At 63.7% G+C, this 26,708-nt stretch carries 29 protein-coding genes; 14 read left to right on the top strand and 15 right to left on the bottom strand.

The window, feature by feature from the left end; genetic code table 11:
* Positions 1-29 precede the first annotated feature (29 nt).
* The 6 genes from HHL08_RS01970 (at position 30) to HHL08_RS01945 (ending at position 4,431) form a co-directional block, all read left to right on the top strand.
* Entirely contained in the window at positions 30-734 is a 705-nt protein-coding gene (locus tag HHL08_RS01970) for a response regulator transcription factor (RefSeq protein ID WP_169570788.1), read from the top strand.
* A complete protein-coding gene (locus HHL08_RS01965) occupies positions 703-2,304 on the top strand; it encodes a sensor histidine kinase (protein ID WP_169570787.1) in 1,602 nt (533 codons plus the stop codon). The genes HHL08_RS01970 and HHL08_RS01965 overlap by 32 nt, the downstream gene beginning before the upstream one ends.
* Positions 2,305-2,368: 64 nt before the next feature.
* The gene (locus tag HHL08_RS01960; RefSeq protein ID WP_169570786.1) at positions 2,369-2,806 is read left to right on the top strand and encodes an HPr kinase/phosphorylase; all 438 of its coding nucleotides are present in this window, start codon (positions 2,369-2,371) and stop codon (positions 2,804-2,806) included.
* Positions 2,803-3,735 (top strand): RNase adapter RapZ, encoded by a 933-nt coding sequence (gene rapZ, locus HHL08_RS01955; RefSeq protein ID WP_169570785.1) that lies wholly within the window; start codon positions 2,803-2,805, stop codon positions 3,733-3,735. Before HHL08_RS01960 ends, rapZ begins: the two co-directional genes overlap by 4 nt.
* A 22-nt stretch (positions 3,736-3,757) precedes the next feature.
* The gene (locus tag HHL08_RS01950) at positions 3,758-4,162 is read left to right on the top strand and encodes a PTS sugar transporter subunit IIA (RefSeq protein ID WP_169570784.1); all 405 of its coding nucleotides are present in this window, start codon (positions 3,758-3,760) and stop codon (positions 4,160-4,162) included.
* Positions 4,159-4,431 carry an HPr family phosphocarrier protein gene (locus HHL08_RS01945; RefSeq protein WP_169570783.1) on the top strand — a complete coding sequence of 91 codons (273 nt, stop codon included), beginning with the start codon at positions 4,159-4,161 and terminating at the stop codon, positions 4,429-4,431. The genes HHL08_RS01950 and HHL08_RS01945 overlap by 4 nt, the downstream gene beginning before the upstream one ends.
* 67 nt (positions 4,432-4,498) lie before the next feature.
* Here HHL08_RS01945 and HHL08_RS01940 read toward each other — a convergent pair whose 3' ends face one another.
* A complete protein-coding gene (locus HHL08_RS01940) occupies positions 4,499-4,945 on the bottom strand; it encodes a hypothetical protein (protein WP_169570782.1) in 447 nt (148 codons plus the stop codon).
* 453 nt (positions 4,946-5,398) lie between these two features.
* Entirely contained in the window at positions 5,399-6,520 is a 1,122-nt protein-coding gene (locus tag HHL08_RS01935) for an AI-2E family transporter (RefSeq protein ID WP_169571089.1), read from the bottom strand.
* 131 nt (positions 6,521-6,651) lie between these two features.
* Here HHL08_RS01935 and HHL08_RS01930 point away from each other — a divergent pair, with 131 nt between their 5' ends.
* The gene (locus HHL08_RS01930) at positions 6,652-7,449 is read left to right on the top strand and encodes a TrmH family RNA methyltransferase (protein WP_169570781.1); all 798 of its coding nucleotides are present in this window, start codon (positions 6,652-6,654) and stop codon (positions 7,447-7,449) included.
* 114 nt (positions 7,450-7,563) lie between these two features.
* Positions 7,564-8,847 carry an MFS transporter gene (locus HHL08_RS01925; protein ID WP_169570780.1) on the top strand — a complete coding sequence of 428 codons (1,284 nt, stop codon included), beginning with the start codon at positions 7,564-7,566 and terminating at the stop codon, positions 8,845-8,847.
* On the opposite strand, the gene HHL08_RS01920 is transcribed toward HHL08_RS01925, so the two are convergent.
* From HHL08_RS01920 to ffh, 9 genes are all read right to left on the bottom strand, one after another.
* Entirely contained in the window at positions 8,840-9,355 is a 516-nt protein-coding gene (locus HHL08_RS01920; protein ID WP_169570779.1) for a GNAT family N-acetyltransferase, read from the bottom strand. The two genes, HHL08_RS01925 and HHL08_RS01920, sit on opposite strands and share 8 nt — an antisense overlap.
* Before the next feature lie 71 nt (positions 9,356-9,426).
* Positions 9,427-12,102, bottom strand: coding sequence for a TonB-dependent receptor plug domain-containing protein (locus HHL08_RS01915; RefSeq protein ID WP_169570778.1), 2,676 nt, complete (start codon positions 12,100-12,102; stop codon positions 9,427-9,429).
* A 370-nt stretch (positions 12,103-12,472) separates the two neighbouring features.
* Positions 12,473-12,838: a 50S ribosomal protein L19 gene (gene rplS / locus HHL08_RS01910; RefSeq protein ID WP_056686454.1), complete on the bottom strand. Its 366-nt coding sequence runs from the start codon at positions 12,836-12,838 to the stop codon at positions 12,473-12,475.
* 6 nt (positions 12,839-12,844) lie between these two features.
* Positions 12,845-13,582: a tRNA (guanosine(37)-N1)-methyltransferase TrmD gene (gene trmD, locus HHL08_RS01905; protein ID WP_169570777.1), complete on the bottom strand. Its 738-nt coding sequence runs from the start codon at positions 13,580-13,582 to the stop codon at positions 12,845-12,847.
* Positions 13,579-13,860, bottom strand: a complete 282-nt coding sequence (locus tag HHL08_RS01900; RefSeq protein ID WP_169570776.1) for a hypothetical protein — start codon at positions 13,858-13,860, stop codon at positions 13,579-13,581. Before HHL08_RS01900 ends, trmD begins: the two co-directional genes overlap by 4 nt.
* A gap of 37 nt (positions 13,861-13,897) precedes the next feature.
* The gene (locus HHL08_RS01895) at positions 13,898-15,367 is read right to left on the bottom strand and encodes a serine hydrolase domain-containing protein (RefSeq protein WP_235954621.1); all 1,470 of its coding nucleotides are present in this window, start codon (positions 15,365-15,367) and stop codon (positions 13,898-13,900) included.
* Between the two features lie 98 nt (positions 15,368-15,465).
* On the bottom strand, positions 15,466-15,960 hold the full coding sequence (gene rimM, locus HHL08_RS01890) for a ribosome maturation factor RimM (protein ID WP_169570774.1): 495 nt from the start codon (positions 15,958-15,960) through the stop codon (positions 15,466-15,468).
* 5 nt (positions 15,961-15,965) lie between these two features.
* Entirely contained in the window at positions 15,966-16,415 is a 450-nt protein-coding gene (gene rpsP, locus HHL08_RS01885; RefSeq protein WP_169570773.1) for a 30S ribosomal protein S16, read from the bottom strand.
* Between the two features lie 42 nt (positions 16,416-16,457).
* Complete coding sequence (gene ffh / locus HHL08_RS01880; RefSeq protein ID WP_169570772.1) at positions 16,458-17,939, bottom strand: signal recognition particle protein; 1,482 nt, start codon at positions 17,937-17,939, stop codon at positions 16,458-16,460.
* Between the two features lie 338 nt (positions 17,940-18,277).
* On the opposite strand from ffh, the gene HHL08_RS01875 reads away from it, so the two are divergent.
* Positions 18,278-19,678: an amino acid permease gene (locus HHL08_RS01875; RefSeq protein WP_169570771.1), complete on the top strand. Its 1,401-nt coding sequence runs from the start codon at positions 18,278-18,280 to the stop codon at positions 19,676-19,678.
* Positions 19,679-19,680: 2 nt separating this feature from the next.
* Here HHL08_RS01875 and HHL08_RS01870 read toward each other — a convergent pair whose 3' ends face one another.
* Positions 19,681-19,977 (bottom strand): HigA family addiction module antitoxin, encoded by a 297-nt coding sequence (locus HHL08_RS01870; RefSeq protein WP_169570770.1) that lies wholly within the window; start codon positions 19,975-19,977, stop codon positions 19,681-19,683.
* Positions 19,967-20,257 (bottom strand): type II toxin-antitoxin system RelE/ParE family toxin, encoded by a 291-nt coding sequence (locus HHL08_RS01865; RefSeq protein WP_169570769.1) that lies wholly within the window; start codon positions 20,255-20,257, stop codon positions 19,967-19,969. Before HHL08_RS01865 ends, HHL08_RS01870 begins: the two co-directional genes overlap by 11 nt.
* A gap of 97 nt (positions 20,258-20,354) precedes the next feature.
* On the opposite strand from HHL08_RS01865, the gene dapF reads away from it, so the two are divergent.
* The 5 genes from dapF to HHL08_RS01840 all read left to right on the top strand — a co-directional run bounded on the left by dapF (position 20,355) and on the right by HHL08_RS01840 (position 24,769).
* Positions 20,355-21,155 carry a diaminopimelate epimerase gene (gene dapF / locus HHL08_RS01860; protein ID WP_169570768.1) on the top strand — a complete coding sequence of 267 codons (801 nt, stop codon included), beginning with the start codon at positions 20,355-20,357 and terminating at the stop codon, positions 21,153-21,155.
* Positions 21,155-22,399 (top strand): tRNA (N(6)-L-threonylcarbamoyladenosine(37)-C(2))-methylthiotransferase MtaB, encoded by a 1,245-nt coding sequence (mtaB, locus tag HHL08_RS01855; RefSeq protein WP_169570767.1) that lies wholly within the window; start codon positions 21,155-21,157, stop codon positions 22,397-22,399. Before dapF ends, mtaB begins: the two co-directional genes overlap by 1 nt.
* Positions 22,396-23,334, top strand: coding sequence for a signal recognition particle-docking protein FtsY (gene ftsY / locus HHL08_RS01850; protein ID WP_169570766.1), 939 nt, complete (start codon positions 22,396-22,398; stop codon positions 23,332-23,334). Before mtaB ends, ftsY begins: the two co-directional genes overlap by 4 nt.
* Positions 23,324-23,986 (top strand): septation protein IspZ, encoded by a 663-nt coding sequence (ispZ, locus tag HHL08_RS01845; protein WP_169570765.1) that lies wholly within the window; start codon positions 23,324-23,326, stop codon positions 23,984-23,986. The genes ftsY and ispZ overlap by 11 nt, the downstream gene beginning before the upstream one ends.
* A gap of 168 nt (positions 23,987-24,154) precedes the next feature.
* Complete coding sequence (locus HHL08_RS01840; RefSeq protein WP_169570764.1) at positions 24,155-24,769, top strand: superoxide dismutase; 615 nt, start codon at positions 24,155-24,157, stop codon at positions 24,767-24,769.
* Positions 24,770-24,838: 69 nt separating this feature from the next.
* On the opposite strand, the gene HHL08_RS01835 is transcribed toward HHL08_RS01840, so the two are convergent.
* Together HHL08_RS01835 and HHL08_RS01830 are read right to left on the bottom strand one after the other, a co-directional pair.
* Positions 24,839-26,362 (bottom strand): methyl-accepting chemotaxis protein, encoded by a 1,524-nt coding sequence (locus HHL08_RS01835; protein ID WP_235954620.1) that lies wholly within the window; start codon positions 26,360-26,362, stop codon positions 24,839-24,841.
* 8 nt (positions 26,363-26,370) lie between these two features.
* Positions 26,371-26,682, bottom strand: a complete 312-nt coding sequence (locus HHL08_RS01830; RefSeq protein WP_169570762.1) for a hypothetical protein — start codon at positions 26,680-26,682, stop codon at positions 26,371-26,373.
* Between the last annotated feature and the right edge of the window lie 26 nt (positions 26,683-26,708).

Genomic DNA, 26,708 nt, shown 5'->3' with positions numbered 1-26,708 from the left:
CCCCCTTTCACGATCATCTGGGACACCGCATGACCGCAACCATCGCCCTGGTGGATGACGACAAGAATATCCTGACATCGGTGTCGATCGCGCTGCAGACCGAAGGTTTTCTGACGCGCATCTATTCCGACCCCGAAGGCGCGTTGAAGGCGCTGCTCGACAATCCGGCCGACCTGGCCGTGTTCGATATCAAGATGCCCCGCATGGACGGGCTGGAATTGCTGCGCCGCCTGCGCGAAAAAAGCCAGATGCCCGTCATCTTCCTGACGTCGAAGGCGGACGAACTGGACGAGGCGCTGGGCCTGGCCATGGGCGCGGACGATTATATCGCCAAACCATTTTCGCAGCGGCTGCTGCTGGCGCGCATCCGCGCCATCCTGCGCCGCGCCGAAGTCAGCAAGACACCCGACGCGCCCGACCAGCCAGTCGCCGACCCCATCGTTCGCGGCCGGCTGGAAATGGACCCGGCGCGCCATCGGGTGAAGTGGAACGGCCAGGACGTTACCCTGACCGTCACCGAATTTCTGATTCTGGAAACCCTTGCGCAGCGCCCCGGCGTGGTCAAGAACCGTAATCAGTTGATGGACGCCGCCTATCAGGACGACGTCTATGTCGACGACCGCACGATCGACAGCCATATCAAGCGGCTGCGGCGCAAGTTCCGCGAGGTGGATTCCGACTTCAATGCAATCGACACCCTCTATGGCGCCGGATATCGTTTCTCGGAAGAATGACGGCGGCGATACCGGCTTGCGCTGGTCCGGCCGGATCAGCCTCACGCCGCGTATCCTGGCCGTCAACGTCTTCGCGCTGGCGCTGCTGGCGGGGGGCTTCTTCTATCTCGACAGCTATCGCACGCGCATCGTCGACGCCCGGCTGGAACAGTCCGCGCGCGAACTCAAACTGCTGGCCATCGGCCTTGAAAACGCGCCGGCCGATCGTCACGACGCGCTGATCGCCGCCTATGCGCGCCAGACCGGCGACCGGGTGCGCCGCTATGCAAAGGGCGGCGGCCTGATCGCCGACAGTTTCGCGATGAACGCGCCGCGCTATCGGCTGCGCCTGCCGTCGGAGGAGGGATGGCAGCGCCACGTCGCCCGCTTCCTCGACAAGGCGATCGACCGGATCGTGTCGGCTGATCGTCCGCCGGACTTCATCGAACCGGCGGTCGATCGGGCCGATGCCTGGCCCGAACTGCTGCTGGCGCGCAAGACGGGGCAGCAACATGCGATGAACCGCTACGCCCCCGACCGCACCTTCATGATCTCCGCAGCGGTCGGGATGCGCGACGGAACGGCGCTGCTGGCGACTGAAAATGCCCGCGACATCACCCGTATCGTGCGCGCAGAACGTCTACGCTTCAGCATGGTGCTGGGCGTCGCGGCGCTCGCCTCGATCCTGCTCTCGCTGTTCCTGGCCCGCACCATCGTCCAGCCGCTCCAGCGCCTCGCCCGCGCCGCCGTGCGTGTCCGCCTGGGCCGCGCACGCGAAGTCACCGTGCCGCGTCTGCCCGAACGGCGCGACGAGATCGGGATGCTCGCCCGCGCCCTGTCGGACATGAGCATTGCGCTGCGCCAGCGGATCGACGCGACCGACGCCTTCGCCGCCGATGTCAGCCACGAACTCAAAAACCCGATCGCCTCGCTACGTTCCGCGCTCGATGCGCTCGATCGGGTGGGTGCGGACCGGATCGACCTGCGCGATCAACTCATGGCGATCGCACAGGATGATGTGCGCCGGCTCGACCGGCTCGTCACCGACATTGCCGAAGCCTCGCGCGTTGACGCTGAACTGTCCCGCACCCGATTCGAGCCGATCGACCTTGGCCTCCTCATCGAACGGATGGTGATCGCCCGCGAAGCGCGCGGCGTGCCGCGCGGCGTCCGCCTCGCCTTTGCCCGCCCGCGCAAGGATGTCGCGGTGGTGCTGGGCGAGGAAGGCCGGCTGATCCGCGTGCTCGACAATCTGATCGACAACGCCATCTCCTTCTCCCCTGACGACGGCCTGGTTCAGATCATCGCCACCGTCGCCGACCATGAAGTGCTGGTCAGCGTCGAGGATGAAGGACCGGGCGTCCCGCCATCCGAACGCGAACATATTTTCCGCCGTTTCCACAGCGTCCGGCCGGAGGGGGAGGCGTTCGGCAAACATTCGGGCCTGGGCCTCGCCATCGCCCGGTCGATCATCGAAGGGCATCAGGGCAAGATCGGCATCGGGGACCGGGAAGATGCGCAGAGCGGCGCCCGTTTCATCCTGCGCCTGCCCATGGCGGTGGAGCGCGATCCGGGCATCGTTTCGGAATAGGACGAAAGGCCGCCGCAACGGCATTTCCATCACGGCCAACACAGGTTAAGAGGATGTCGGGGATATGGCGCGCGCACTTTCATCAGAAACGCTGCATGCAACGAGCGTGGCCATTGCTGGCCGTGTCGTGCTGCTGTGCGGCCCCAGCGGCAGCGGCAAGTCGGACCTCGGCCTGCGCCTGATCGACCGCGGCGGCATCCTCGTCAGTGACGATTACACGCTGGTCAAACGCATCGACGGGCGACTGGTCGCCACCGCCCCCGACACGATCCGGGGCAAGATGGAGGTACGCGGCCTCGGCATTATCGCGATGCCCGTGTCGCAGGATGCGCCGGTGGCCCTGCTCGCCGACCTGTTCGACATCGTCGATCGTATGCCGCTTGAGCCGCTGTTCCGCGCCGTCGCGGGCATCGACGTGCCCGTCATCAAGATCGCCCCGTTCGAAGCCTCCGCCCCGATCAAGGTCGAACTGGCGCTGAAATCCCTCGGACTTGCGCCATGACCCCGCCCAAGACCATCTTGCTGCTCTCCGGCCTGTCGGGCGCGGGCAAGACCACCGCGCTCAAGACGCTGGAGGATATGGGCTGGGAAGTGGTCGACAACCTTCCCCTCGTCCTGCTCGACCGGCTGCTCGACACCCCCCTGCCCGCGGGCCATGCCGGCGCGGACGAGCGCCCTCTGGCGCTGGGCATTGACGCGCGCACCCGCGATTTCGACGCCAACGCCATCGTTAAGCGGATCAAGGCGATGCGCGAACGCCACGGCCACGACATCGAAACGCTGTTCCTCGATTGCTCCGGCACCGAACTGGAGCGCCGCTTCGCCGAAACCCGCCGCCGTCATCCGCTCGCGCTCGACCGCCCGGCCGCCGACGGCATCGCGCGCGAACGCGAACTGACCGAACCGCTCCGCCGCTGGGCGACCCAGGTGATCGATACCACCGGCTTCACCAGCAACTCGCTACAGCAGGAAATTCGCAGCCGCTTTTCGCGCGAACGGCTGTCGGACCCGGTCCTGACAATCCTCTCCTTCGGCTTCTCTCGCGGCGTACCACGCAACGCCGACCTGATGTTCGACATGCGCTTCCTGCGCAATCCGCACTGGGACGCCAACCTTCGGCCCAAGACCGGGCAAGACCCGGACGTCGCCGCCTATATCCAGGCCGATCCCGCCTATGAGGAAGCGGTCGGCAAGATCGAGGATCTGCTCGCCACCCTGCTGCCCCGCTATTCGGAAGGCGGGAAAGCCTATATCACCGTCGCCTTCGGCTGCACCGGGGGCAAGCATCGTTCGGTCCATGTGGCAGAGCGCGTCGCGAACTACTTGCAAGATGCGGGCTTTTCGCCCACGGTCTTGCACCGCAATATTGAATCGACGCCCCAGGATAGTCTGGAGAAGCGCCGTTCGGGAGGCCCGAAAGCAGTATCATGAAGCAGGTGGGCCGCAAAAGCACATGATTGGACTCGTACTCGTCACCCATGGGTCGCTGGCGACCGAATTTGTCGTGGCCATGGAACATGTGGTCGGCCCGCAGCAGCAGATCGAAACGATCTGCATCGGGCCGGAAGACGACATGGAATTGCGCCGCGCCGACATCGCGACGGCGGTCGCCCGCGTGCAGGACGGATCGGGCGTCATCCTGCTGACCGACCTGTTCGGCGGCACACCCTCCAACCTCGCCATCTCATTGCTCAAGGCGGGCGAGATAGAGGTGATCGCCGGCATTAATCTGCCCATGCTCATTCGCCTGGAAAGCGCGCGCAAGGTGATGGACGTGCGCGCTGCGGTTGCGGCCGCGCGCGAAGCCGGGCAGAAATATATCAGCGTCGCATCGGAATTGTTGGGCAGTAGCACATGAACGAAATCAGCCAGGACGTCAGGATCAGTAACAAACGCGGCCTTCACGCCCGCGCCAGCGCCAAATTCGTGACCCTGGCCAGCGGCCTCCCCTCCGACATCCTCGTCAGCAAGGATGGCAACCATGTCACCGGCACGTCGATCATGGGCCTGATGATGCTGGGCGCCGCCATGGGCGACAGCATCACCATCAAGGCCACCGGCCCCGAAGCCGCCGATTCGCTGGGCAAACTCGTCACCCTGGTCGAGGACAAGTTCGGCGAGGAGTGAGGCTGCGGTTGTCTGGGATGGGTGGGAAGGAGACTGTCAGCTTTTGTGACGCTGCACCAGATAGCGGTCACCGCACAGCAAAAACTTCGGCTGGAACCTCGACTGAAAACGGCTCCGCAAGCTTGACCTCTCGCTTACGCCGCAAAAGACCAGACATCTTAATCACGTATGGCACGTATATGTAACGAGAATAGCCATCACCTTCGAGACGGACCCTAATGCCATCTGGTAGGGGTGGATCGTAAGCAGCAGGAATGTTTACATCGACGGCGACCGCTGATCCGGCAATCGTTTTGTTGGTAGCCTCATCTCTGAGAGCCGACGACAAAAGTTGATATATCTCGGCGGGTGCAGGGTGTTCTTCTCCGTTCCATCCGGCAACAGCTTTGACATCGCCCGAAGTGCTCAGCGCGGCTCCGAATGGCAGGAATGACCCACTATCTTCAAGCATGTGCTTCGCGAAATCAACGCAATAGGAAAATGCCGAATGCAACTGCTCCGGACTCGCTGTCATGCCTCACTTCTCCCTCAATCCGTAGCCTCACATTGGCACCGCGGTCTAACGTCGGCAAACGGGATCGGGGCAATGCGGGCGTAACGGCAAAAATGGTCGCCTCAAGACATCCCCCTCCCTTTCAAGGGAGGGGTCAGGGGTGGGTGGCGAGCGCAGCGAGCCTGCAACCATGAAACCAAACCTCTTTCCCAACCCCCTTCCAATGTAGGATTTTCTCTGGTCTATCCTGAAAGATGGACCACCCCCCCCCGCGCGCCCTGCATGACCACCGCCGTAACGCCGCCCCGCCGCGCACCTGTCGCTCGGGCGTCGCGTCAATGGCGCGTCGCTATGACCCACCTGTTACGCAAGAGCAGCGTCGCCATGGCCCAAGCGTTACGTCCCGATGGCTTCACCGGCACTATTGCCCGATTCACCCGACAACGGTGTATACTTCGCCGCGACGCGCGACTCTCACCCCTCCGCCGTCTCCGCCGCGCTCCGCATCCGCGTGAAGATATCCCAGGTCGCGATGAACAGCGCCGCGATCACCGGGCCGATGACGATGCCGTTGAAACCAAACATCTCCAGCCCGCCCAGCGTCGATATCAGCACGACATAATCGGGGATTCGCGTCTCCCGCCCGACCAGGATCGGGCGCAGCACATTGTCGACCGATCCGATGACCAGCGCGCCGCACGCCACCAGCACGCCCCCCTGCCAGATCGCTCCGGTCGCAAACAGATAGATCGCCACCGGCACCCAGACGATCGCCGTGCCGACCGCGGGCAACAGCGACAGCGCGCCCATCAGCACCCCCCACAGCAGCGCCCCCTCTATGCCCAGCGCCCAGAAGACGATGCCGCCGATCAGCCCCTGCACGATGGCGACGACGAGGCTGCCCTTGATCGTAGCGCGGATGACGACCACGAACTGCTGGATCAGCGCCTGACGCTGGCTGGCGCGCAGCGGGGCAGCCGCCGCGATGCGCTGCGACAACAATTCCCCGTCGCGCAGCAGGAAATAGGTCAGGTACAGCATCACGCCCAGCGCCACGAAAAAGCTGAACGCGCTCTGCCCGATCTGGACCGCCTGCGTCGCCAGCGTGCGGAAACTGCTGGTGATGCCCTTTGTCACCATATCCTGCGCGGCATAGAAATTGGTCAAGCCCAACCGTCGCAGATAGGGCGTCGCCCAATCGGGCAGCGCCGCGACGACCTGCCCGAACAATCGTGCGAAGTTAATCTCGCCCGACTGGACCTTGGCGTAAAAATAAGCGCCTTCCTGCAACAAGGCCGCCCCCAGGACGAAGGCCGGGACGATCACCACCCCCAGGATCAGGAGCAGGGTGATCAGCGCCGCGCCGTTGCGATGCTTGGGCATGGCCGACAATATCTGCCGGTTGAGCGGGGCGAACAGGATGGCGGCGATCACGCCCCACAGCACGGCGGCAAAGAAAGGCTCGATCACCATCGCGAAGGCGATGGACACGATCAGCACGACGCCCAGGAAAAATCCGTCCTCGATTTTGGGCGAGACATGCAGGGGCGGAACCGGGTTCGCGGTCGCTGGCGGCGGGGGTGTTTTGACGTCCATCGCCGACCCTTCGCAAAATTCGCGGCCCAAATCCATCGCGGAACGCGGCGCAGCGGCTTCCCCCTGTCCTTTTGGACATTCCGTGGCTAAGGAAGCCGCTTCCTTGCGCTCATTTGGGACCAGCAGCTACCGTGGCACGCGAAATCACCGGATTTTCCAACCCGCTGGTGAAGCGCGTCCGCAGCTTGCGCGAAAAGAAGCATCGCAAGGCCGAGGGGCTGTTTCTGGCCGAAGGCTTGCGCATCCTGACCGAAGCGCGCGAGGAAGGCGTGCTGCCCGAAATGCTGTTCCACGCCGGCTCCACCCACCCACTCGCGCTCGACCTGATCGATGCGATGGAGGCGACCGGCGGCGACGTCATCGAAACAACGCCCGACATCCTGTCGAAGATCAGCGGCAAGGACAATGCCCAGGCCGTGGTCGGCGTCTATCGCGACCGCCTCACCCCGCTCGACACGCTGGACCGCAGCAAAGCCGACATCTGGATCGTCGCCCAGTCGCTGCGCGACCCTGGCAACCTCGGCACCATATTGCGCACCGGCGACGCCGTGGGCGCGGGCGGCCTGATCCTGATAGACGATTGCGTCGATCCCTTCTCGGTCGAATCGGTCCGCGCCTCCATGGGTGCCCTCTTCACCCAATCGATCACCCAGGCACGCTGGGACGACTTCCTGCCATGGTTGCGTCAGGGGCCGGGCGAACTGATCGGCACCAGCCTGAAGGCCACCCAGGATTATCAGGAACCCCGCTACGCCAGCCCCAGCTTCCTGCTGGTCGGCAACGAAGCGCAGGGCCTGCCGGAAAGCTACGAGGCGGAATGCGACCAGCTGGTCAAGATGCCGATGCTGGGCAAGGCGGACAGCCTGAACGCGGCGGTGGCAACGGCGGTCATGGCCTATGAATTGTTGAACCAGAAACGACGACGATAGGCCATCACGTTCCCCGGCGAAGGCCGGGGTCTAGTCCTGCCGTGGGAACTGGACCCCGGCCTTCGCCGGGGAACGCATCGATCAAAACGGCTAAAGTAGGGCGGGCGAGAAGAGATGACAGCAACCAACGGCATCGGCGAAATGTGGCGGCACAAACGGGTGCTGTCGGCCAGCCTGATCGGCACGGCGGTCGAATTTTACGACTTTTACATCTACGCCACCGCCGCCAGCCTGATCTTCCCCTCGCTCTTCTTCCCCTCCTCCTCGCCCTCGGCGCAGTTGATGGCCTCTTATGGCAGCCTCGCCCTCGCCTTCTTCGCCCGGCCGGTCGGCGCCGCGGTGTTCGGCCATTATGGCGACCGGATCGGGCGCAAGGCCACATTGGTCGCCTCGTTGATGCTGATGGGGGGCTGCACGCTGCTGATTGGCTTCCTGCCCACCTATCAGATGATCGGCTATTGGGCGCCGCTGATCCTGTGCCTGCTGCGCTTTGGCCAGGGCTTTGGCCTGGGCGGCGAATGGGGCGGCGCGGCCTTGCTGGCGGTGGAAAACGCCCCGCCCGGCTGGCGCGCGCGCTTTGGCATGTTCCCGCAACTGGGCGCGCCCGTAGGCTTCATCGCCGCCAACGGCCTGTTCCTGATCCTGGGCGCCTTCCTGACCGACGAAGATTTCTTCGCCTGGGGCTGGCGCCTGCCGTTCCTGGGCAGCGCGGTGCTGGTCATCCTGGGCCTCTGGGTCCGCCTCAAGCTGACCGAAACCCCGGAGTTCGCCGCCGCGCAGAAGGAAACCCCGCCGCCCGCCGTGCCGCTGGCCACCCTCCTCTCCTCACATCTTGGCGCAGCGATCGCTGGCACTTTCGCCTGCGCCGCCTGCTTCGCCGTCTATTATATCGCGACCGCCTTCGCGCTTGGCTACGGCACCACCGCGCTCAAGATCGACCGCAGCAGCTTCCTGGCGATCCAGCTGGGCGCGATCCTGTTCATGGCGGTCAGCATCGTCATCGCCGGCTGGTGGGCCGATCGCACCAGCCCCACGACTGCGCTGGCCTGGGGCTGCGCCGGCACGGTGCTGATGGGCCTCGTCTTCGGCCCGCTGATCGGCACGGGCGCGCTGTTCCCGATTTTTGTGGCGCTCAGCCTGGCGCTGTTCGTCATGGGCTTCATCTACGGCCCGCTCGGCGCGTATCTCCCCGCCCTCTTCCCGATCCAGCTACGCTATACCGGCGCGTCCTTCGCCTTCAACCTGGGCGGTATCGTCGGCGGTGCGCTCGCACCGATCGTCGCCACCTGGCTGATCGGCGCACAGGGCGTCGCTTGGGTCGGCCTCTATATGTCGGCGGCCGCGCTCATCAGCCTCGTCGGCCTCTGGTTCACCAGCCGCGCCGCGCCCGTCAAATGACCTTGCACATCAGCAGCATCGGCACGCCGCTATCCTCGAACGGGCGCACCCCTTCGAACCCGAAGCTGCGATAGAGCGGCACTCCCGCCATCGTCCCAGATAGTTCCAGCGCCGCAAACCCCTCCGCCCGCGCCGCCGCTTCGCACAGCGACAGGATCAGCGTACCCACGCCTTTGCGCACATGATCAGGATGGGTGTACATCGCCCGCACCTTTGCCGCCTCGGTCGCTGGGTCGAGCAGCCGGTCGTCCCGCCCGGCGCTATGGTTGCCGCCATAGGCGGTCGCCCGCCGGCTCCATCCGCCGCACCCGGCGATATCGCCTGCATCCTGGATCACGAAATAGGTGCCGTCCGCGATCAACCGGCTGTCCAGCCCCATAAAAGCGTGGCTGGCGGCGACCTGGTCGGGCGTCAGATACGCCGATTGCAGATGTTCGATGGCGCGGGTCATCAGCGCAGACAGGCGCGGTTCGTCGGCCATGGTGGCAAGGCGATGGGTCAGGGGCATGGATATGTCCTGCAACGAAAACGGCCGATCCTGCAAGGGACCGGCCGTTAGTCGTCGCTGTTATGCAGGGATCAGAACTTAAAGCCGACCTTGCCGTACCAGAAGCCGCCGTTGAAGCCGAACGGCGACACGTCGGGATAGATGTCGCCGGTGAAGCGGCCACCGGTAGACCCATAGACCGGACCCAACGTCCCCTTGGTGTTGGAATATTTGTCGGGATAGTTGCTGAAGAGGTTCTGTACGCCCACGCTCAGCGTGAAATTGTCGTTCACCTCATAGCTGCTTTCAAAGTCGAAAACGAATTCGCTGCCGAAGGTCTGCGACACCGGGCCGTCATCCGTCTGGGTATATTTGCCGTACCAGTTCATGCGCGCCAGCACGGAGAAGGGTCCGCTGTTCCAATTTTCGGTCAGGATGACGCGCGTCTTGGGCAGGGTTTTTTCCAGCTGGGCGACGCGGACATCGGAAACGATGTCGGGATCGCGTGCGATGACCTTGGTCTTGTTATAGTTGAACGCCAGCGTGGTGTTGAAACTGCCCATGGTGTCCGTCGCAAAGCGATAGCTGCCGACGACATCGATACCCTGGGTGCGGGTATCGAAGGCATTGGTCAGGAACTGCACTTCGTTGACGGTCGCATAGTTGGCCAGCCCCAGCGACTGGAGCGTGGGCCGCTGCGCATTGGTGATTTCAAACGTGCCCGACGTGCCGATCCGGTCCTTCACCTTGATGTTATAATAGTCGATCGACAGCGTGAAGCCCGGTGCGGGCGTGAACACGGTGCCGAGCGAGAAGCTGACCGACTCTTCGGGCTTCAAGGGCGTCGCGCCCAGGAAGGCTGCGACCGGGCTGGTGACCGGCAGCGTCATCGATTCGATCGCGTTGGGATTGCCGGGGTTGAAACCGGTCGCGATGCTGCTGCTGTTGACCTGGCCCGGCGTCGGCGCGCGGAACCCCGTCGCCACCGTGCCGCGCAGGGCGACGATATCGGGAACGACGGCGTAGCGGGCCGAGAATTTGCCCGTGGTGGAATTGCCGAAGTCGGACAGATGCTCGTAGCGGCCAGCGATGCCGAAGGAGAGCTGTTCGGTGACGTCCCCTTCGATGTCGATATACAATCCCTTGGAATTGCGGCTGCTTTCGCCCGCAATGGCCGGGCCGTAACCGGGGAAGCCGTTGGCGCCGACCGGCAACGTGACCGACAGTTGTGATCCGTCCGCGTTCAATACCGGCGTGCCGTCCTGATGGAAGACGAGGTTCCCGGTATATTGCCCGATCGCGTAGGAGGCCGCATCGCCCAGACCCAATTCATAGGATTCGCGGAAATACTGGCCGCCAAAGGCGATGGTGACGGGGCTGGCGAAGCCGACTTCCCAGGGATAGCTGAAGTCCGCATTGACCAGCGTTTCGCGCTGTTCCAGCTTGCCCAGGTAAAATTCGGTGGGGGACGTGATGCCCAGCGACGGGTTCATCGTGCCGTTCATCGTATAGCGCAGCGTTGACTGGCCATAGCTGCCCGACAGGTCGTAATTCAGACCGAAACCGGTTTTGCCCTTGTAACCGACAGTGCCCGAAATATCATCGATCTTGCCGAAGAAGATGGGCGTGAAGCCACCAGGATAGACGCAGCTCCAATTCTGGACCAGCGGGTCGGAGCAGGTCGCGACCTTGGTATAGTCGCGCGTCGTGACTTCATAGTTGTTGGGGGCGTAGACGTTCCCGCCCGCAGCGCCTGTCTGGATGCCCGGCAGCGTGTTGTCGAAGTCGGTGAAATAATCGTTGAAAATGCCGTTCTTGCCGAAGCTGTTGCCTTCGATATCCACGCCGGACGTATTGACCGACTGGCGATAGTTGAAACTTTCTTCCTGAAAGCTGTGACCATAGTTGCCGAAGAAATAGATGCTGGCGTCATCGCCCAGGTCGAACCCGCCATTGACGAAGAAGCGGTAGGATTCCATCGCCGGGTTGCCGTAGCGCTGCGCCAGCTTTGGCACGCCGATGGTCGGCTGCTCCTGCGCAAGCAGATCGGCGCCCGCGCGGGTCACACCGCGGCTGGTCTTGCCCGCATTCACATATTCGCCGCTGATGTTGATGAACCCGCTGTCACCCAGCTTAAACCCGCCGTTGAGCGCGAGTTGATAATCCTCGCCATCGCCGCGATAATATTGGCCGTAGCGCGCATAGCCGGAAATGCCGTCGGTGTCGTCGCGCAGGGTCATGTTGATGACCCCTGCGATCGCGTCCGACCCATATTGCGCCGATGCGCCATCGCGCAGCACTTCAACGGCGCGGATCGCAATCGCGGGCACCTGCGCCAAGTCGGCGGAATGGGCGCCGGCGGACTGGGCGTTGGCGCCAATCTGGACCAGGGCGGAACGGTGCATGCGCTTGCCGTTGATCATCACCAGTGTCTGGTCGGGCGCCAGGCCGCGCAGGTTGGGGGGGCGGACGAAGGACGAGCCGTCGCCAATGGCGTAGCGTGCGACCGAGAAGGAAGGAACGAGGTTCTGGATCACCTGGTTCATGTCGGCCGTGCCCTGCTTTTGCAGTTCAACGCCCGAATAGACGTCGATCGGCGTGGGCGATTCCGCCACGGTGCGATCGGTACGGCGGGTGCCGGTAACGATGATGGTCTGGCCCGGCTCGGCAGCAGCCGCCTGCGGCGGCGCGTCCTGGGCAAGAACAGGTATGGAATAGCAGAGAGAGACAGCAATAGCGCTGCGTGAAATCAGACCCTTATACTTCATCGAAAGCCCCCTTTTTCTCTTTTACAGAGGCCTTTTCGACATCCCCACCCTTATTTTATTTTCGACGTCATGAAGTTACAAAATTCCCCAACCGAAACTGTAAGTTTCAGCGCAACAACAATCTGTAACAATTGGAAACGTAAGGCTGGCATAAATCCACCATCAACAAAATGGCCCTTTTTGCCGCAGCGCAAAATCTTTCGTACCAGGCAAAGCCGGACGCTCGTCAAACTTTGTCAAATCCTTGTAACATAAAGAAAAAGGCGGCGACCTTGGGGGTCGCCGCCTGTATCTTTTTTACAACTGTCAAGAAGCGTCGTTAACCGTTCACCTTTGTGCAGTTAACCTTCGCGCCTCAACCTTCGCGCCATCAACCTTCGCGATTGTCGCGGCGCTCGGCGATGCGAGCGCGCTTGCCGGTGCGGCCGCGCAGATAGTAGAGCTTCGCGCGACGCACGACGCCACGGCGGACGACGGTGATCGAATCGAGGTTGGGCGAATAGAGCGGGAACACACGCTCCACGCCTTCGCCGAAGCTGATCTTGCGCACGGTGAAGTTGGAACCCATGCCCTTGTTCGAACGGGCGATGCACACGCCTTCATAGTTCTGGACGCGGCTACGCTCGCCTTCGATCACCTTCACGCCGACGCGCAGCGTGTCGCCGGGGCGGAATTCGGGGATGTCCTTGCCGAGGGCGGCGATGTTTTCCGCCTCGATCTGCTGGATGATGTTCATGTCAACTCAGTCCTTGGTCGTTCGTTGCGCACCAGAGGGCGACTGGACCCGAACGCCGATGTGACGTTCCCAAAGGTCCGGCCGCCTTAGCCGTGTATCATCTTCCGCCTGGTGTTTCCGCCAGGCGGCGATCTTCGCATGATCCCCCGATCGCAACACTTGCGGGATCGTGCGCCCCTCCCATTCTACCGGGCGGGTATAATGCGGATATTCGAGCAACCCCGTTTCAAAGGATTCCTCGACTCCGCTGGAAGCCGCGCCCATTACACCGGGCAGCAGGCGAACACAAGCATCGAGCAGCAGCAAAGCCGCCATTTCCCCGCCCGACAGGATGATGTCGCCCATGCTGACCTGCTCGATCGGCCGGGCGTCGAAGATACGCTCGTCAAACCCCTCGAACCGGCCGCACAGCAGGGTCACGCCCGGCCCTTCCGCCAGACTACGCACACGCGCCTGGGTGATGGGCGCACCCCGCGGCGTCATCGCCAGCACGGGCAGGTCGGGCCGCTTCTCCAGCGCGTGATCGACCACCTTGGCTAATATATCCGCGCGCAGCACCATGCCCGCACCACCCCCCGCGGGCGTATCGTCAACGGTGCGGTGCCGGTCGGCGGCAAAATCGCGAATATGAATGGGGGCGCACGCCCACTTCCCCTCGCTGAGCGCCCGTCCCGCCAGCGACACGCCCAGCGGCCCCGGAAACATTTCGGGATAGAGGGTCAATATCTGCGCGGCAAAGCTCATTTCCGGCGTCGCGCCCGCAGTCGCGCTGCGGAAAAACCGCCCACCAGACAGATGATGCCGCAAACGAGCAGGGTCAGCCCCAACTGGATCAGCACATCCGACCAGGCATTATGGCGCGTCGCCCCTGGAATGATGAACAGCAACGGCATGGGCAGGACCAGTGCCAGCATCACCGCCATCTTGATCCGCACTGTCCAGTCAATGGTCGACAGCCGCCATCCGGCTGCGACGAGGAACAGCAGATAGGCGCCAAGCAGGATTTGGGGGATGATAGGCATCAAGCGCGCTTAGGCGATGCGGCGCGCAGCGTCCAGATCAGGGCGCCTTGATCGCCATCTTCAATTCCTGAATCTGCGCGGTCTGCGTCGGGGCCAGCAGGATAGAACCCGCCAAGCGCCCCTTTTCACAGGTCCAGGTGAAGCTGCCCGACAGGTTGCCGCTGGCCTTGATCGGGGCATCGGTGCGGCACGCCCCGACCTCGCTCTTGAGCGCGGCGAGTTTCTTACGCCAACTGTCCATGTCGCTGTCCATCAGGAAATTCATCGCCAGCCGGTCCCGCCCCGCTTGCACGTCCCCGGCCGCATAGATGCGCCCCGTCGCGGCATAGCCCTCCGCCAGCAGGGGCGACACCGCCAGCGTCCGCTCGACCAGCGCGCCGGCCTTCTGCAAAGCCACGGCCGCGTCCCAGGCGGGGCCAGCGCCGCCATTATAGGTGCGGTTGGTGAAGACGAAGATGCCGACGCCATGGTCGGGCATCAGCATCACATGGCTGCCATAGCCCGGATAGCCCCCGCCATGGGCCAGCGTCAGGCCCAAGTCGCAATCCTGCGCCACCCGCATCCCAAAACCATAAGCCACGGCCTGACGACAGGCGGACGGGCCGCTGACGCCATTGCGTTGGGCAAGGCTCACGAAATTGCTCCCCTCCGCCAGTATCCGCACCGCCGAACGTGGGACCGGCCCGGCATCGGGATCGTCCCGCGCGGGCCAGGCGGATAGTAGGAAGGCGACCCAGCGGGCATAGTCGTTGGCGCTGGTCTGCAACCCGCCCATCGCGCCGAATGCGCCGTCACGCATCGTCGGCTCGACCTTCCAGCGCCCCTCTTCCCAACGATAGCCGATTGCACGGCGATCGGGCGGCCATTCGCCGACCTCATAGCCGCTCGACGCCATGCCCAACGGCGTCAGCAACGTCTGCTCGACATAGCGGCGATAGGGCTGGCCGGAGACGGTCGCGACGATCCGGCCCAGCAGCGCAAAACCAAAATTGCTATATTCATAGTGGCTGCCCGGCGCGCTGCTGAACGGCACGCCCTGTTGCAGCATCCGGGTGAAGTCGCCTTCCGGCAACGGCGTCTGGCGATCGCCCCACGGATTGTCGTCGACCAGCCCCGCGCTATGGGTCAGCAGGTCGCGGATGCGGATGCGCGGACTATCCTTGGTCGGATAGGTCCAGCCTCGCATCTCCGGCACATAGGTTTCGGCCAGATCGTCGAGCGAAAGCCTGCCTTCCTCGCGCAGTTTCAGGATCGACAGCGCGGTAAACGCCTTGGTCATCGACGCGATGCGGAACAGGCTATCGGGCGTCACCGGCCGCCTATCGACCAGATCCTGTACGCCCACCCCCTTCACATGGATCAGGCGCCCGTCCGCGACGATGCCGTACACCAGCCCCGGCGCATGGCTGTCCACCTGGAAATCGGCGAACAGGCGATCGATCGCGGGGATCGCCTGCGCGATCTTCTGCGCGTCGGCGGCATGGGCCGGGTGCGCGGCCGCGATCATTAAGAACAGGCAAGCGGCAAGGCGCATCGAAAGATCCCTCCAGCGACGGAGGGTCAACCATGCCATGCTACACCATGGCCGCAAGGGCCATTTACCCTTTATTCGACGAAGATCGCGTCAATCAAGGCGCGTTCCGCCTCCAGCGTCACCGCATGCATCGGCACCATGAAGCGCTTGCCTTTCTTGCCCTCGACCGGCGGCCGCTCGACCTCGATGATGTCGCCCGCGCCGAAATTCTCGATCGCAATGATCTCGCCCAGCACTTCGCCCTCATTAGACAGGCAGGGCAGGCCGATGATGTCGGCATGATAATATTCGCCCTCGCCCAGAGGGGGCAGAGCGGAACGGGGCACCGTCAACGCCGTGCCACGCAGGGCTTCGGCCGCACCACGATCGCCAACCTCGGCGAAACGGGCAACAGCGCCATTGGGGCCAGGGCGCACCGACTTCAACGTCAATATGCGCCCCGCCGCATCGAAGCTCTTATAGTTTTTGAGGCTTTCGGCCCCTTCGCCAAAGAGCTTTAGACGGACATCGCCCGCCACTCCATGCGCACCAACGATCGCGGCGAGAGTGACGGGCTTGTCGGTCAAGAGGTTCAGCCCTCGGCCTGTTCGGCAACGACTTCGGCAGCCGGCGCTTCTTCAGCAGCCGGAGCAGCAGCGGCCTCAACGGCGGCAGCCTTGGCGGCTTCGGCAGCTTCAGCTGCTTCGGCGGCCTTGGTGGCGCGGTCTTCAGCGCGATCCTTGGCCTTCTGGCCCGGCTCCGCCTTCTTAGGGTTGTTGCGCACAATGCGCTCCTTCACGCCAGCGGCGTCAAGGAAGCGGGCGACGCGGTCGGTCGCCTGGGCACCGGCGGCAACCCAATGCTTCGCACGCTCGACGTCCAGAACGACGCGCTTCTCGTCGCCCTTGGGCAGGACGGGGTTGTAGCTGCCGATACGCTCGATGAACTTGCCGTCACGCGGGGCGCGGCTGTCGGCCACGACGATGCGATAATAGGGACGCTTCTTGGAGCCGCCGCGCGACAGACGAATGGAGGTTGCCATGGAACTTGACCTTTCTACTCAAACCAAAAATGTTGAAATTACTTACTTCTTCATGAAATTCTGAAAGCCTGGCGGCAATTTGGGCATGTTGCCGCCCAATCCACCCAGGCCCGACAGATCGGGGCCACCCCCGCCTGCGCCGCCGTCCGGGCCGCCAAGGCCGCCCAAACCGCCCATGCCACCGCCGCCGGCGAACATCTTGGCCAGCCCTTTCAGGCCGCCCATCTTGCGGATCTTCTTCATCGCGCCTTCCATCTCCTGATGCATTTTCAGGAGGCGGTTGACGTCCTGCACGGTCCGCCCGGCACCCTTGGCGATGCGGATCTTGCGCTTGGCGTTGATCAGGGCGGGCTTCTCCCGCTCCTTGGGCGTCATGGAGCCGATCAGAGCGTCCAGATGCACCAGCGTCTTGTCGTTCGCGCCGCTATTGGCCATCGCCGCCTGCGCCTTTTTAAGGCCCGGCAACATCCCCGCGAGCGCGCCCAGCCCGCCCATGCGGCGCATCTGGTTCAACTGGCTGCGCAGATCGTTCATGTCGAACTGACCCTTGGCCATCTTCTTGGCCAGCTTGTCGGCTTCGTCCGCGTCGATCGTCTCTGCGGCACGCTCGACCAGGCTGACGACGTCGCCCATGCCCAGGATGCGCTGCGCGACGCGCTGCGGATGAAACAACTCAAGCGCATCGAGCTTTTCGCCGGTGCCGACAAACTTGATCGGGCGACCAGTGACCGCGCGCATCGATAGCGCCGCACCACCACGCGCATCGCCGTCCATACGGGTCAGCACTACGCCGGTCAGCGGCACCTGCGTCGCAAAGTTCGTCGCGACATTGACCGCGTCCTGACCGGTCAGCGAATCGACCACCAGCAGGATTTCGGCGGGATCGGAGGCGTCGGCGACTGCCTTCATCTCGTCCATCAACGCCTGATCGACATGCAGGCGACCGGCGGTGTCGAGCATCACAACATCGAAGCCCTGGAGCTTCGCCGACTGGAGAGCGCGCTTGGCGATATCGACCGGCTGCTGCCCCGCTACGATCGGCAGCGTGGCAACGTCGATCTGCGTGCCCAGCACGGCCAACTGTTCCTGCGCGGCCGGGCGCTGAACGTCGAGCGACGCCATCAGCACCTTTTTGCGCTCTTTTTCCTTCAGGCGCTTGGCGATCTTGGCGGTCGTGGTGGTCTTGCCCGACCCCTGCAAACCCACCATCATGATAACGGCGGGCGGGGTTACGTCGATCAGCAGGTCCGACGCTTCGGAACCCAGCGTTTCGGTCAGCGTGTCCGAAACGATCTTGACGACCATCTGCCCCGGCGTGACCGACCGCAGCACGTCGCTGCCAACCGCCCGTTCGGTGGCCTGGTCGACGAACTGCCGCACGACCGGCAAAGCGACATCGGCTTCCAGCAGCGCGATTCGCACCTCACGCATCGCGGCGCGGACATCGTCCTCCGTAAGCGCGCCGCGCCCACGTAGTTTGTCGAATACCCCACTCAGACGATCGCTCAGCGAATCGAACATCATCACCTCATTTGGGCCGCAAAGGCCCGGAAAATCTTGCCTCCCTGCAAAACGACAAAATCGCCGGTGGGCGAAACCTCGCCAACCAGCGTCCATACAAAGCGCCTCATGCATCCCGTTTCCGGCCGCGCGCTCAATGGATAAGTCAGGGACCGAACGGTAAACCGCTCGATTGCAGCAGCGCCCTTAGCGCAGCCTTGCGATAATCGCAAGTCGGGCCATCCTCATCCGTCATGCCAGCGCAGGCTGGCATCTCACTTTGCCTTTCCAGCGGGGCGATCCTAAGAAAAGACAGTTGCCGGCCGACGCCGATAAAACAGATAAATAAGGGAAGCCACACGATGAGCTGGACACGCCGCAAGCCGATGAGCGCGATGACGCCGCAGGACGCAGGCCATCAACTGGCGCGCACCCTGTCCTGGCCACATCTGCTGGCGCTGGGCGTCGGCGCGATCGTGGGCACCGGCATCCTGACCCTCATCGGCGTCGGCGCGGACCGCGCTGGTCCGGCCGTGCTGCTCTCCTTCGCCATAGCCGGGGCGATCTGCGCCTGCGCGGCGCTCGCCTATGCCGAACTCTCAACCATGATGCCCGCGGCGGGCAGCGCTTACAGCTACAGCTATGTCGCACTGGGTGAAGGCATCGCCTGGGTCGTGGGGTGGAGCCTGATCCTGGAATATAGCCTGGTCGTGTCAACCGTGGCGGTCGGCTGGTCGGGCTATGCGGCACCGCTGCTGACATCGATCGGCTTCCCCGAATCGCTGACCGAAGGGCCTGCGCTGGGCGGCCTCATCAACCTGCCCGCCATCTTCATCATCGCTGTGGTCGCCGGCCTACTGATGCTCGGCACCCATGAAAGCGCGCGGCTGAACAGCGTGCTGGTCCTCATCAAGATCGCGACCTTGAGCCTGTTCGTTTGGTTCGCCCTGCCCGCCTTCGACGCGCAAAATCTGGAACCCTTCATGCCCTTCGGCTTCGCCAAGCATATGGGACCGGACGGAGTGGAACGCGGTGTGATGGCGGCCGCGGCGATCATCTTCTTCGCTTTCTATGGCTTTGACGCCATTTCGACGGCGGCGGAAGAAGCCAAGAACCCCGATCGTGATCTCGCCATCGGCATCGTCGGGTCGCTGATCGTCTGCACCCTTATCTATGTTCTGGTCGCCGCCGCCGCGATCGGCGCACTGCCCTTCACCCGCTTCGCTGACAGTCCCGAACCACTGGCGCTGATCCTGCGCGAAATGGGCCAGGGCAGCGTCGCCCGCATCGTTGGCATTGCCGCAGTCATCGCCCTGCCGACCGTACTGCTCGGCTTCCTTTACGGCCAGAGCCGCATCTTCCTGGTCATGGCGCGCGACGGCTTCCTGCCACAGAGCCTGGCGAAGATTTCAAAGCGCGGCACCCCCGCGCGCATCACCGCCGTCACCGCCGCGCTGGTGGCCATCATCGCTGGTCTGCTGCCGATTGACGAGATCGCGGCGCTGGCCAATGCCGGCACGCTGATCGCCTTCACCGCGGTCGGCTGGTGCCTGCTCGTCCTGCGCCGCCGCAGCCCCGACCTGCGCCGCCCCTTCCGCACCCCCGCCGCATGGTTCGTGGGTTTGGGCGCGATCGGCGGCTGCGCCTATCTGTTCGTCAGCCTGCCGATGCAGACGATCATGGCCTGCTTCGCCTGGAATGGCATTGGGTTGCTAGTCTATTTTCTCTATGGGCAGAAGCGGGCGACTGCGGCCGCCCGCTAAACTCACGCCGCCAGCGGCTTGACCGCCAATGCGTCTGCGTGTTGGCGCGCCATGGCCAGATCATGGCGCGTCTGCATCCGCATCAGTGTTTCGGCGTCGATGCCGAACAGCTTTTCGAAACGAACCGCCATTTCCGCCGTCAGATCCTGCCGCTGATTCATCAAGCGACTCACCGTCTGGCGCGTGACCCCCAGATGATCCGCCAGATCGCCCAGTTTGAGGCCATGCGCCTCGACGATTTCAGTCCTCAGCCATTCGCCCGGATGAACCGCCAGCGATGCATGCATCTTAAGCGCCATGATAATCCTCCAAATCCATGTCGATCAGCGCGCCCTGCGCGTTCACGCCAAAGGTCAAGCGCCAGTTGCGCGTCACCGTCATCGCCCATGTGCCAGCCCGATCGCCGGTCAGCGAATGCAGCCCATAATTGGGCGGCTGGGAAAGCACCTCCAGCGACGTTGCGGCATCGATGAATGCAAGCATTTTTCGTACCCTTGCCACATCGCCAACTAGGCCTTTGGCGTTACCTGTCTCGAAGAAGCGGCGCAGCCCCTTATGCGCCATGCTCTCGATCTGCATATGTAACGCGATAGGTTACATCCCGTCCAATGTCAATCATGACGTTACATTGCGTGCCCGCTGGCCTTTTCCCTCCACCCCCACTAAATGCCCTCCCATGGGACGCTTCTCAAAAATGCACGGCTTGGGCAACGACTTCGTCGTGATCGACGCGCGCGTGGACGCCGTCGAAATGACGAACGCCCGCGCCCGCGCCATCGCCGATCGCCATGCCGGGATCGGCTGCGACCAGCTGATTCTGATCGGCAACGCCCCCGACGCGGATGTGTCGATGCAGATTTTCAATGCCGACGGCAGCGAAGTCGAAGCCTGCGGCAACGCCACCCGCTGCGTCCCCCTGTTCGTCGGCCGCGACGTAACGATCCGCACCAAAGCGGGCTTGCTCGACGCGAAGGCGGTCGATGGCGGCGCCAGCGTCGATATGGGCGCGCCCCGCTTCGACTGGGACGCGATCCCGCTCGCCTACCCCATGGACACGCTGACCATGGGCGCCAGCTGGGAAGACCTGCCCGCCCCCGCCGCGGTCAATGTCGGCAATCCGCATGTCATCTTCTTCGTGGATGATCTGGACGGTGTGAACTTCGACCATCTCGGCCCGTTGATCGAGCATGATCCGCTGTTTCCGGCGCGCGTGAACGTCAATTTCGCGCAGGTCGTGGGCGACGATCATATCCGCCTGGTCGTGTGGGAACGCGGCGCGGGACTGACGCGCGCCTGCGGGACCGGGGCCTGCGCCACCGCCGTCGCCGCCATCCGCCGCAAGCTGGTGGCCGGGCCGGTGACGGTCAGCCTGCCGGGCGGCGATCTCGTCATCGACTGGACGCCGGGCGGCACGATCCGCATGACCGGGCCCGCCACCCATGTCTTCGATGGCGAGGCTGACTGGGACCGTTTCTGATGAGCGGACCGGACATCATCACCATGGGCTGCCGCCTCAATATCGCGGAGAGCGAGGCGATTCGTGACATGGCGGCCGGCCAGGATGACCTGATCGTCGTCAACAGTTGCGCGGTGACGGCAGAAGCGGTGCGTCAGACCCGCCAGGCGATCCGCCGCGCGCGCCGCGAACGGCCCGACGCCCGCATCCTAGTCACCGGCTGCGCCGCCCAGACCGAACCCCAGACCTTCGCCGCCATGGCCGAAGTCGACGGCGTGATCGGCAATCGGGAGAAAATGGAGGCGAGCAGCTTCGCCGCGATGACTGAGAAGGTCCGCGTCTCCGACATCATGGCCGTGCGCGACACCGCGCCGCATATGGCCAGCGCCTTCGCCGATCATGCCCGCGCCTTTCTGGAGGTGCAGAATGGCTGCGACCATCGCTGCACCTTCTGCATCATTCCCTATGGACGGGGGAACAGCCGCTCCGTCCCCGCCGGCGCGGTGGTGAACAAGGCGAAGCAACTGGTCGATGCGGGCTATAGCGAAATCGTGCTGACCGGCGTGGACGTCACCAGCTATGGCCCGGATCTGCCCGGCAGTCCCTCGCTCGGCCTTCTGATCGAACGTATTCTGAAGGGCGTGCCCGACCTCCCCCGACTGCGCCTTTCGTCCATCGACAGCGTGGAAATAGACGATCGGCTGTTCGACCTGATCGCCCATGACCCACGCATGATGCCGCATTTGCACCTGTCCCTACAGGCTGGCGACGACTTGATCCTCAAGCGCATGAAGCGCCGTCACAGCCGCGCCGACGCCATTGCCATCGTGGAGCGGCTCAAGGCGGCCCGCTCCGACATCAGCATCGGCGCGGACATCATCGCTGGCTTCCCGACAGAGGACGACGCGATGTTCGAAAACAGCTTGGCGCTCATCGATGAATGCGACATCGTCCACGGCCATATCTTCCCCTATTCGCCCCGCGTCGGCACGCCCGCCGCGCGGATGCCGCAGGTCGATCGCGCGACGATCAAGGCCCGCGCCGCCCGCTTGCGCGACGCCTGCGCCGCGCGACGCGAGGCCTGGCTGGGTAGCCTGATCGGCACGACCCAATCGGTGCTGGTCGAACGCAGCGGCCTGAGCGGCCATGCTGAAAATTTCGCGCCGGTCCGCTTCACGACGACACAGTCCCCCTCCTCCATCGTCTCTGCTGCCATCACGGCGCTTGAGAATGGCGCGCTGATCGCGCAAGAGGCGCAGCAATGACAGACACCGGCACCAGCTGGCGCGACCGCCTCTTCGGCGGATTGAAGCGCACATCCGACAGGCTTGGCGACAACCTCACCGGCCTTTTCTCCAAGGCGGCGCTCGACGACCAGACGCTGGACGAGATCGAGGAAGCCCTGATCGTTTCCGATCTTGGCCCCGCGATGGCCGCGCGCGTGCGCGAACGGCTTGCTGAAGGGCGATTCAACAAGGAACTGACCGAGGAATATCTGCGCGAGATCATCGCGGAGGAGATCGAGAAGGTGCTCGCCCCGGTTGCTCGCCCGTTGGAGATCGAAGCCTTTCCGCGGCCGCAGGTGATCCTGGTGATCGGCGTTAATGGCTCCGGCAAAACCACCACCATCGCCAAGCTCGCCCATAATTTCCTGGAGCAGGATTATGGCGTGATGCTGGCGGCGGGCGACACGTTCCGCGCCGCGGCCATCGGCCAGCTCAAAGTCTGGGCCGAACGGCTGGGCATCCCCATCGTCGCGGGCAAGGAAGGCGGCGACGCGGCGGGCATCGTGTTCGACGCGGTCAAGCAGGCGACGGAGACCGGAATCGACGTGCTGATCGTCGACACAGCCGGACGGCTTCAGAACAAGACCGAATTGATGGACGAGCTGGCCAAGGTGCGCCGCGTGCTGGGCCGGTTGAACCCAGCCGCCCCGCACGACGTTGTGCTGGTTCTGGATGCCACCACAGGACAAAATGCGTTGAACCAGATCGAAGTCTTCAAGGAAACCGCGCAGGTGACAGGGCTGGTCATGACCAAGCTCGACGGCACGGCGCGCGGCGGCGTGCTGGTCGCGGCGGCGGAGAAATTTCGCCTGCCCATCCACGCCATCGGCGTGGGCGAAAAGATCGAAGATCTGCGCCCCTTCGATGCGGGCGACATGGCGCGCGCCATTGCGGGGACGGCCTATGTCCGCTGACGTCAAGCCCGCTGCAAAGCCTGCCCATGGCGGTACGCTCAGCCTGGCGCTCGATTTCGGGCCGCTGCTCATCTTCTTCCTGACCTACAAGGGTACTGGCTGGTTCATGGGAGCGGGCAATCCGATCACCGCCATGACCTTTGGCACGGCCGCGTTTATGGCCGCGATCGTGATCGCCGTGATCATCTCGAAAGTGAAGCTGGGCCGCGTGTCGCCGATGCTATGGCTATCGGCGCTGCTGATCCTATTTTTCGGCGGCCTCACCATCTATTTCCATGATCAGAGCTTCATCCAGTTGAAGCCCACGATCATCTACAGCTTCTTCGCGCTGATGCTGTTCGCCGGCTTGTTGCGCGGCAAGCCCTTGCTCAAATATCTGCTCCAGGCCGCCTATGATGGCCTTAGCGAAACCGGCTGGATGAAGCTGTCGCGCAACTGGGCGCTTTTCTTCGTCGCCATGGCCATCGCGAACGAGCTGATGCGGCGGTCCATGAGCTTCGACAGCTGGCTGGCGGTCAAGGTCTGGGGCGTGACCATCGTATCGGTCGTCTTCGCCGCCGCCAACATCCCGATGCTGATGCGCCACGGCCTGACGCTGGGCGACAGCCTCGACAGCGACGAGGTGGGCGAAACCACCCCACCCCAAGGATAAACGCTTATTTCTGCGATCGTTTCGCAATAGGCACATATCTGTTTTCTTGGGCGTTGGGGGAGCATATGGGAAGCGGCGGAGGCGTCCACGCCCCGCATGGACCATATGACCAATCGGCCGCTCCGACCCGCGTGCGGCCGCCCCATAACGAACCCGAGGAGTTCCGCCATGGCTTTTGTTCTGCCCGACCTGCCCTATGCCAAGGATGCTTTTGGCGACATCCTGTCCGTCGAAACCTTCGATTTCCACCATGGCAAGCATCATAATGCCTATGTCGTGAAAGCCAACGAACTGGTCGCCGCCGACGCAAGCCTTCAGGGCAAGTCGCTTGTCGAACTGATCAAGTCGGCCAAGGGCGGCCTGTTCAACCAGGTCGGCCAAATCTGGAACCATACATTCTACTGGCAGTCGCTGTCGCCGACCAAGACCGCGCCGACCGGCGAACTGCTGACCAAGATCGAAGAAGCCTTCGGTTCGGTCGATGCGCTGATCGAAAAGCTGAAGGCGGAGGCCGTTGGTCATTTCGCCAGCGGCTGGGCCGCGTTGGTCCTGAAGGACGGCAAGCTGGAAGTGACCAGCTATCATGACGCCGACACCCCGGTCGCGCATGAAGGCCATGCCCCGCTGCTGATCGTCGATGTATGGGAACATGCCTATTATATCGACTATCGCAACCTGCGCCCCAGCTATGCCGACCGCATCCTCAAGGAAGCGATCAACTGGGACTTCGCAGCGCTGAACCTGGACGGCGAAGGCGCCAGCCGCGCCGACCAGCCGGCCTGATATTAAAAAAGGGACCGGTCGCATGGACCGGTCCCTTTTTTTGTGCGGTGTGTGGCTGAAGCGATCTGATCAGGCCGCTTCCAACTGCGCGACAAATTGTTCCGCCGCGCGCTGCAACGCCTTGGCCGTTTGCGACAAACTCGAAGCGGCGCTGGAAACGCGACCCGACAGGCTTTCAGTGTCGCGCGCGACATCGGCCACCCCTTCCATCTGCCGCGTCATGATGGCGGCATCCTGCGCCGTATCACGCGCCGATTCGCCGATCGCGCTGGTCGCATCGCGCTGATCGACGACCGCTCGCTGGATAGCGTCGGCCGCCTCCGCCAATTGTTCGACGGCACCGGCGACGTCGGACAGCGCCTCACGCGCGACGCCAGCCCCCTGACGGGCGGACCAGGCCAGAGCGTGAATCTCGCCAGTCGCGTTGGCCGCCTGACCCGCCAATTGCTTCACTTCTCCGGCCACCACGGCAAAACCGCGGCCGACCTCCCCTGCGCGCGCGGCTTCGATCGTGGCGTTGAGCGCAAGAAGATTGGTGCGGGCGGCGATATCCGTGATGGAATCGGCGAAACTGGTGATCGATGTGGTGCGATCCTCCAGATCGTGCACGGCCTGATGCCCCTTGGTCGATACCCGCTGCGCTTCGCCGCCAAGCATGGCCTGCTGATGCGAGGCCGATGCAATTGCGGTGATCGATTCCGATAATTGGTCGATTCGCCGGGCCAGCATGGTCGCATTGGCGGAAGATTGTTCGGCGATCGCCACAGTCTCCTCGGTGCCTTCGCTCGCACGTTGGGCCAATTGATTGAGCTGCCGGGCCGAATCGTCGAGTTCCTGAGCAGCAGCGCCAACCGCGCCCACGATTTCCGCCACCGAATGTCGGAAATCGCCGACCAGCGTCAAAGTGGCCGCCCGCCGATCCGTGGCCATGCGGGCCTTCTCCGCCTCTTGCTGTTCGCGCAGGCGCGCAGCGCGAGTCTCCATCTCGCGGCTCGCCGTCATCGCCGCTTCCGCAGCATGCCGTCCCTTTTCGGCTTGCTGGGCCAATTGCCCAGCTTGCGCCATATGCCCGTCCAGAGCCAGCAGCATCGCGCGCAACCGAATCGTCAGGTAACATAGTACGGCCGCTTGCAACACGACCGCCACGCCATGGATCGCGACCCGGCCGATATTGGCATTGTCCGGAAAGACCCAGGTCGGCAGGAACAGGCTGAGCGCGAGATGATGGGCAGCCGTCAGCGAAGCCGCCAGTAAGATCGGCCGCCAGTCATAGAGCAGCGCCAGCCCCGCCAGCGCCACGAAGAAGAACATATGGCCATCCATCTGCCAGCCATGGCCGGACAGCAGATATAGTCCGATCGCCGGTTGCACCGCAGCCAGCGTGCCCATGGCCAGACGGGCTTCGAGGTCGCGCCGCTCGCGCATCACGCGGATGGTCGGCAGCGCATTGACAAGGGCGGACAGGAACAGGGCGCGCCCGCTATGTTCCGCCCCCAGCAGCAGGCCCGCAAGGCCGATCGCCACGGTCCAGATCCAGTTAGCGAACAGGAGGATGCGCAGACCCTGTAGCCGCAGCCGATCCAGGCTGGTCATCGCGCTCATCAAGCCGATGCTCCGCAACCACTCATTTGCGTCGACAAGGCGACTATTCCGCGACGCAGTAGCGCAGGGGCCAGTTCGTTCCGCCTGCCTTCGACCAATAAGGAGCCTGCCCAGGGGCCTTTCGCGACCAACCGGGCACCATTGGCGATAGCGACGGGCGCAAGCACACTCCTTGCCCCGTCGGTCAATGGCAGCAGGATCATCCGGCCGCTCGTCGGCGGAAAGCCATATAATCCCAAGAGGCCAAACAGGATCAGGCCGCATTGCCCTGCCAAGGGCAGGACGCGGCGATAGGGGGCAACCAGCTTCATTCCACCCGATTAGGAGGAATTGGTGA

It is taken from the genome of Sphingobium psychrophilum (assembly GCF_012927105.1).
Taxonomy (GTDB): domain Bacteria; phylum Pseudomonadota; class Alphaproteobacteria; order Sphingomonadales; family Sphingomonadaceae; genus Sphingobium; species Sphingobium psychrophilum.
This window is presented reverse-complemented; position numbering and strand designations above follow the sequence as displayed.

Bases quoted from the DNA above. Each gene is read 5' to 3' on its own strand.
- HHL08_RS01970 (WP_169570788.1), top strand. From the start codon at position 30: ATGACCGCAACCATCGCCCTGGTGGATGACGACAAGAATATCCTGACA.
- HHL08_RS01965 (WP_169570787.1), top strand. From the start codon at position 703: ATGGCGCCGGATATCGTTTCTCGGAAGAATGACGGCGGCGATACCGGC.
- HHL08_RS01960 (WP_169570786.1), top strand. From the start codon at position 2,369: ATGGCGCGCGCACTTTCATCAGAAACGCTGCATGCAACGAGCGTGGCC.
- rapZ (WP_169570785.1), top strand. From the start codon at position 2,803: ATGACCCCGCCCAAGACCATCTTGCTGCTCTCCGGCCTGTCGGGCGCG.
- HHL08_RS01950 (WP_169570784.1), top strand. From the start codon at position 3,758: ATGATTGGACTCGTACTCGTCACCCATGGGTCGCTGGCGACCGAATTT.
- HHL08_RS01945 (WP_169570783.1), top strand. From the start codon at position 4,159: ATGAACGAAATCAGCCAGGACGTCAGGATCAGTAACAAACGCGGCCTT.
- HHL08_RS01940 (WP_169570782.1), bottom strand. From the start codon at position 4,945: ATGACAGCGAGTCCGGAGCAGTTGCATTCGGCATTTTCCTATTGCGTT.
- HHL08_RS01935 (WP_169571089.1), bottom strand. From the start codon at position 6,520: ATGGACGTCAAAACACCCCCGCCGCCAGCGACCGCGAACCCGGTTCCG.
- HHL08_RS01925 (WP_169570780.1), top strand. From the start codon at position 7,564: ATGACAGCAACCAACGGCATCGGCGAAATGTGGCGGCACAAACGGGTG.
- HHL08_RS01920 (WP_169570779.1), bottom strand. From the start codon at position 9,355: ATGCCCCTGACCCATCGCCTTGCCACCATGGCCGACGAACCGCGCCTG.
- HHL08_RS01915 (WP_169570778.1), bottom strand. From the start codon at position 12,102: ATGAAGTATAAGGGTCTGATTTCACGCAGCGCTATTGCTGTCTCTCTC.
- rplS (WP_056686454.1), bottom strand. From the start codon at position 12,838: ATGAACATCATCCAGCAGATCGAGGCGGAAAACATCGCCGCCCTCGGC.
- trmD (WP_169570777.1), bottom strand. From the start codon at position 13,582: ATGAGCTTTGCCGCGCAGATATTGACCCTCTATCCCGAAATGTTTCCG.
- HHL08_RS01900 (WP_169570776.1), bottom strand. From the start codon at position 13,860: ATGCCTATCATCCCCCAAATCCTGCTTGGCGCCTATCTGCTGTTCCTC.
- HHL08_RS01895 (WP_235954621.1), bottom strand. From the start codon at position 15,367: ATGATCGCGGCCGCGCACCCGGCCCATGCCGCCGACGCGCAGAAGATC.
- rpsP (WP_169570773.1), bottom strand. From the start codon at position 16,415: ATGGCAACCTCCATTCGTCTGTCGCGCGGCGGCTCCAAGAAGCGTCCC.
- ffh (WP_169570772.1), bottom strand. From the start codon at position 17,939: ATGATGTTCGATTCGCTGAGCGATCGTCTGAGTGGGGTATTCGACAAA.
- HHL08_RS01875 (WP_169570771.1), top strand. From the start codon at position 18,278: ATGAGCTGGACACGCCGCAAGCCGATGAGCGCGATGACGCCGCAGGAC.
- HHL08_RS01870 (WP_169570770.1), bottom strand. From the start codon at position 19,977: ATGGCGCTTAAGATGCATGCATCGCTGGCGGTTCATCCGGGCGAATGG.
- HHL08_RS01865 (WP_169570769.1), bottom strand. From the start codon at position 20,257: ATGCAGATCGAGAGCATGGCGCATAAGGGGCTGCGCCGCTTCTTCGAG.
- dapF (WP_169570768.1), top strand. From the start codon at position 20,355: ATGGGACGCTTCTCAAAAATGCACGGCTTGGGCAACGACTTCGTCGTG.
- mtaB (WP_169570767.1), top strand. From the start codon at position 21,155: ATGAGCGGACCGGACATCATCACCATGGGCTGCCGCCTCAATATCGCG.
- ftsY (WP_169570766.1), top strand. From the start codon at position 22,396: ATGACAGACACCGGCACCAGCTGGCGCGACCGCCTCTTCGGCGGATTG.
- ispZ (WP_169570765.1), top strand. From the start codon at position 23,324: ATGTCCGCTGACGTCAAGCCCGCTGCAAAGCCTGCCCATGGCGGTACG.
- HHL08_RS01840 (WP_169570764.1), top strand. From the start codon at position 24,155: ATGGCTTTTGTTCTGCCCGACCTGCCCTATGCCAAGGATGCTTTTGGC.
- HHL08_RS01835 (WP_235954620.1), bottom strand. From the start codon at position 26,362: ATGACCAGCCTGGATCGGCTGCGGCTACAGGGTCTGCGCATCCTCCTG.
- HHL08_RS01830 (WP_169570762.1), bottom strand. From the start codon at position 26,682: ATGAAGCTGGTTGCCCCCTATCGCCGCGTCCTGCCCTTGGCAGGGCAA.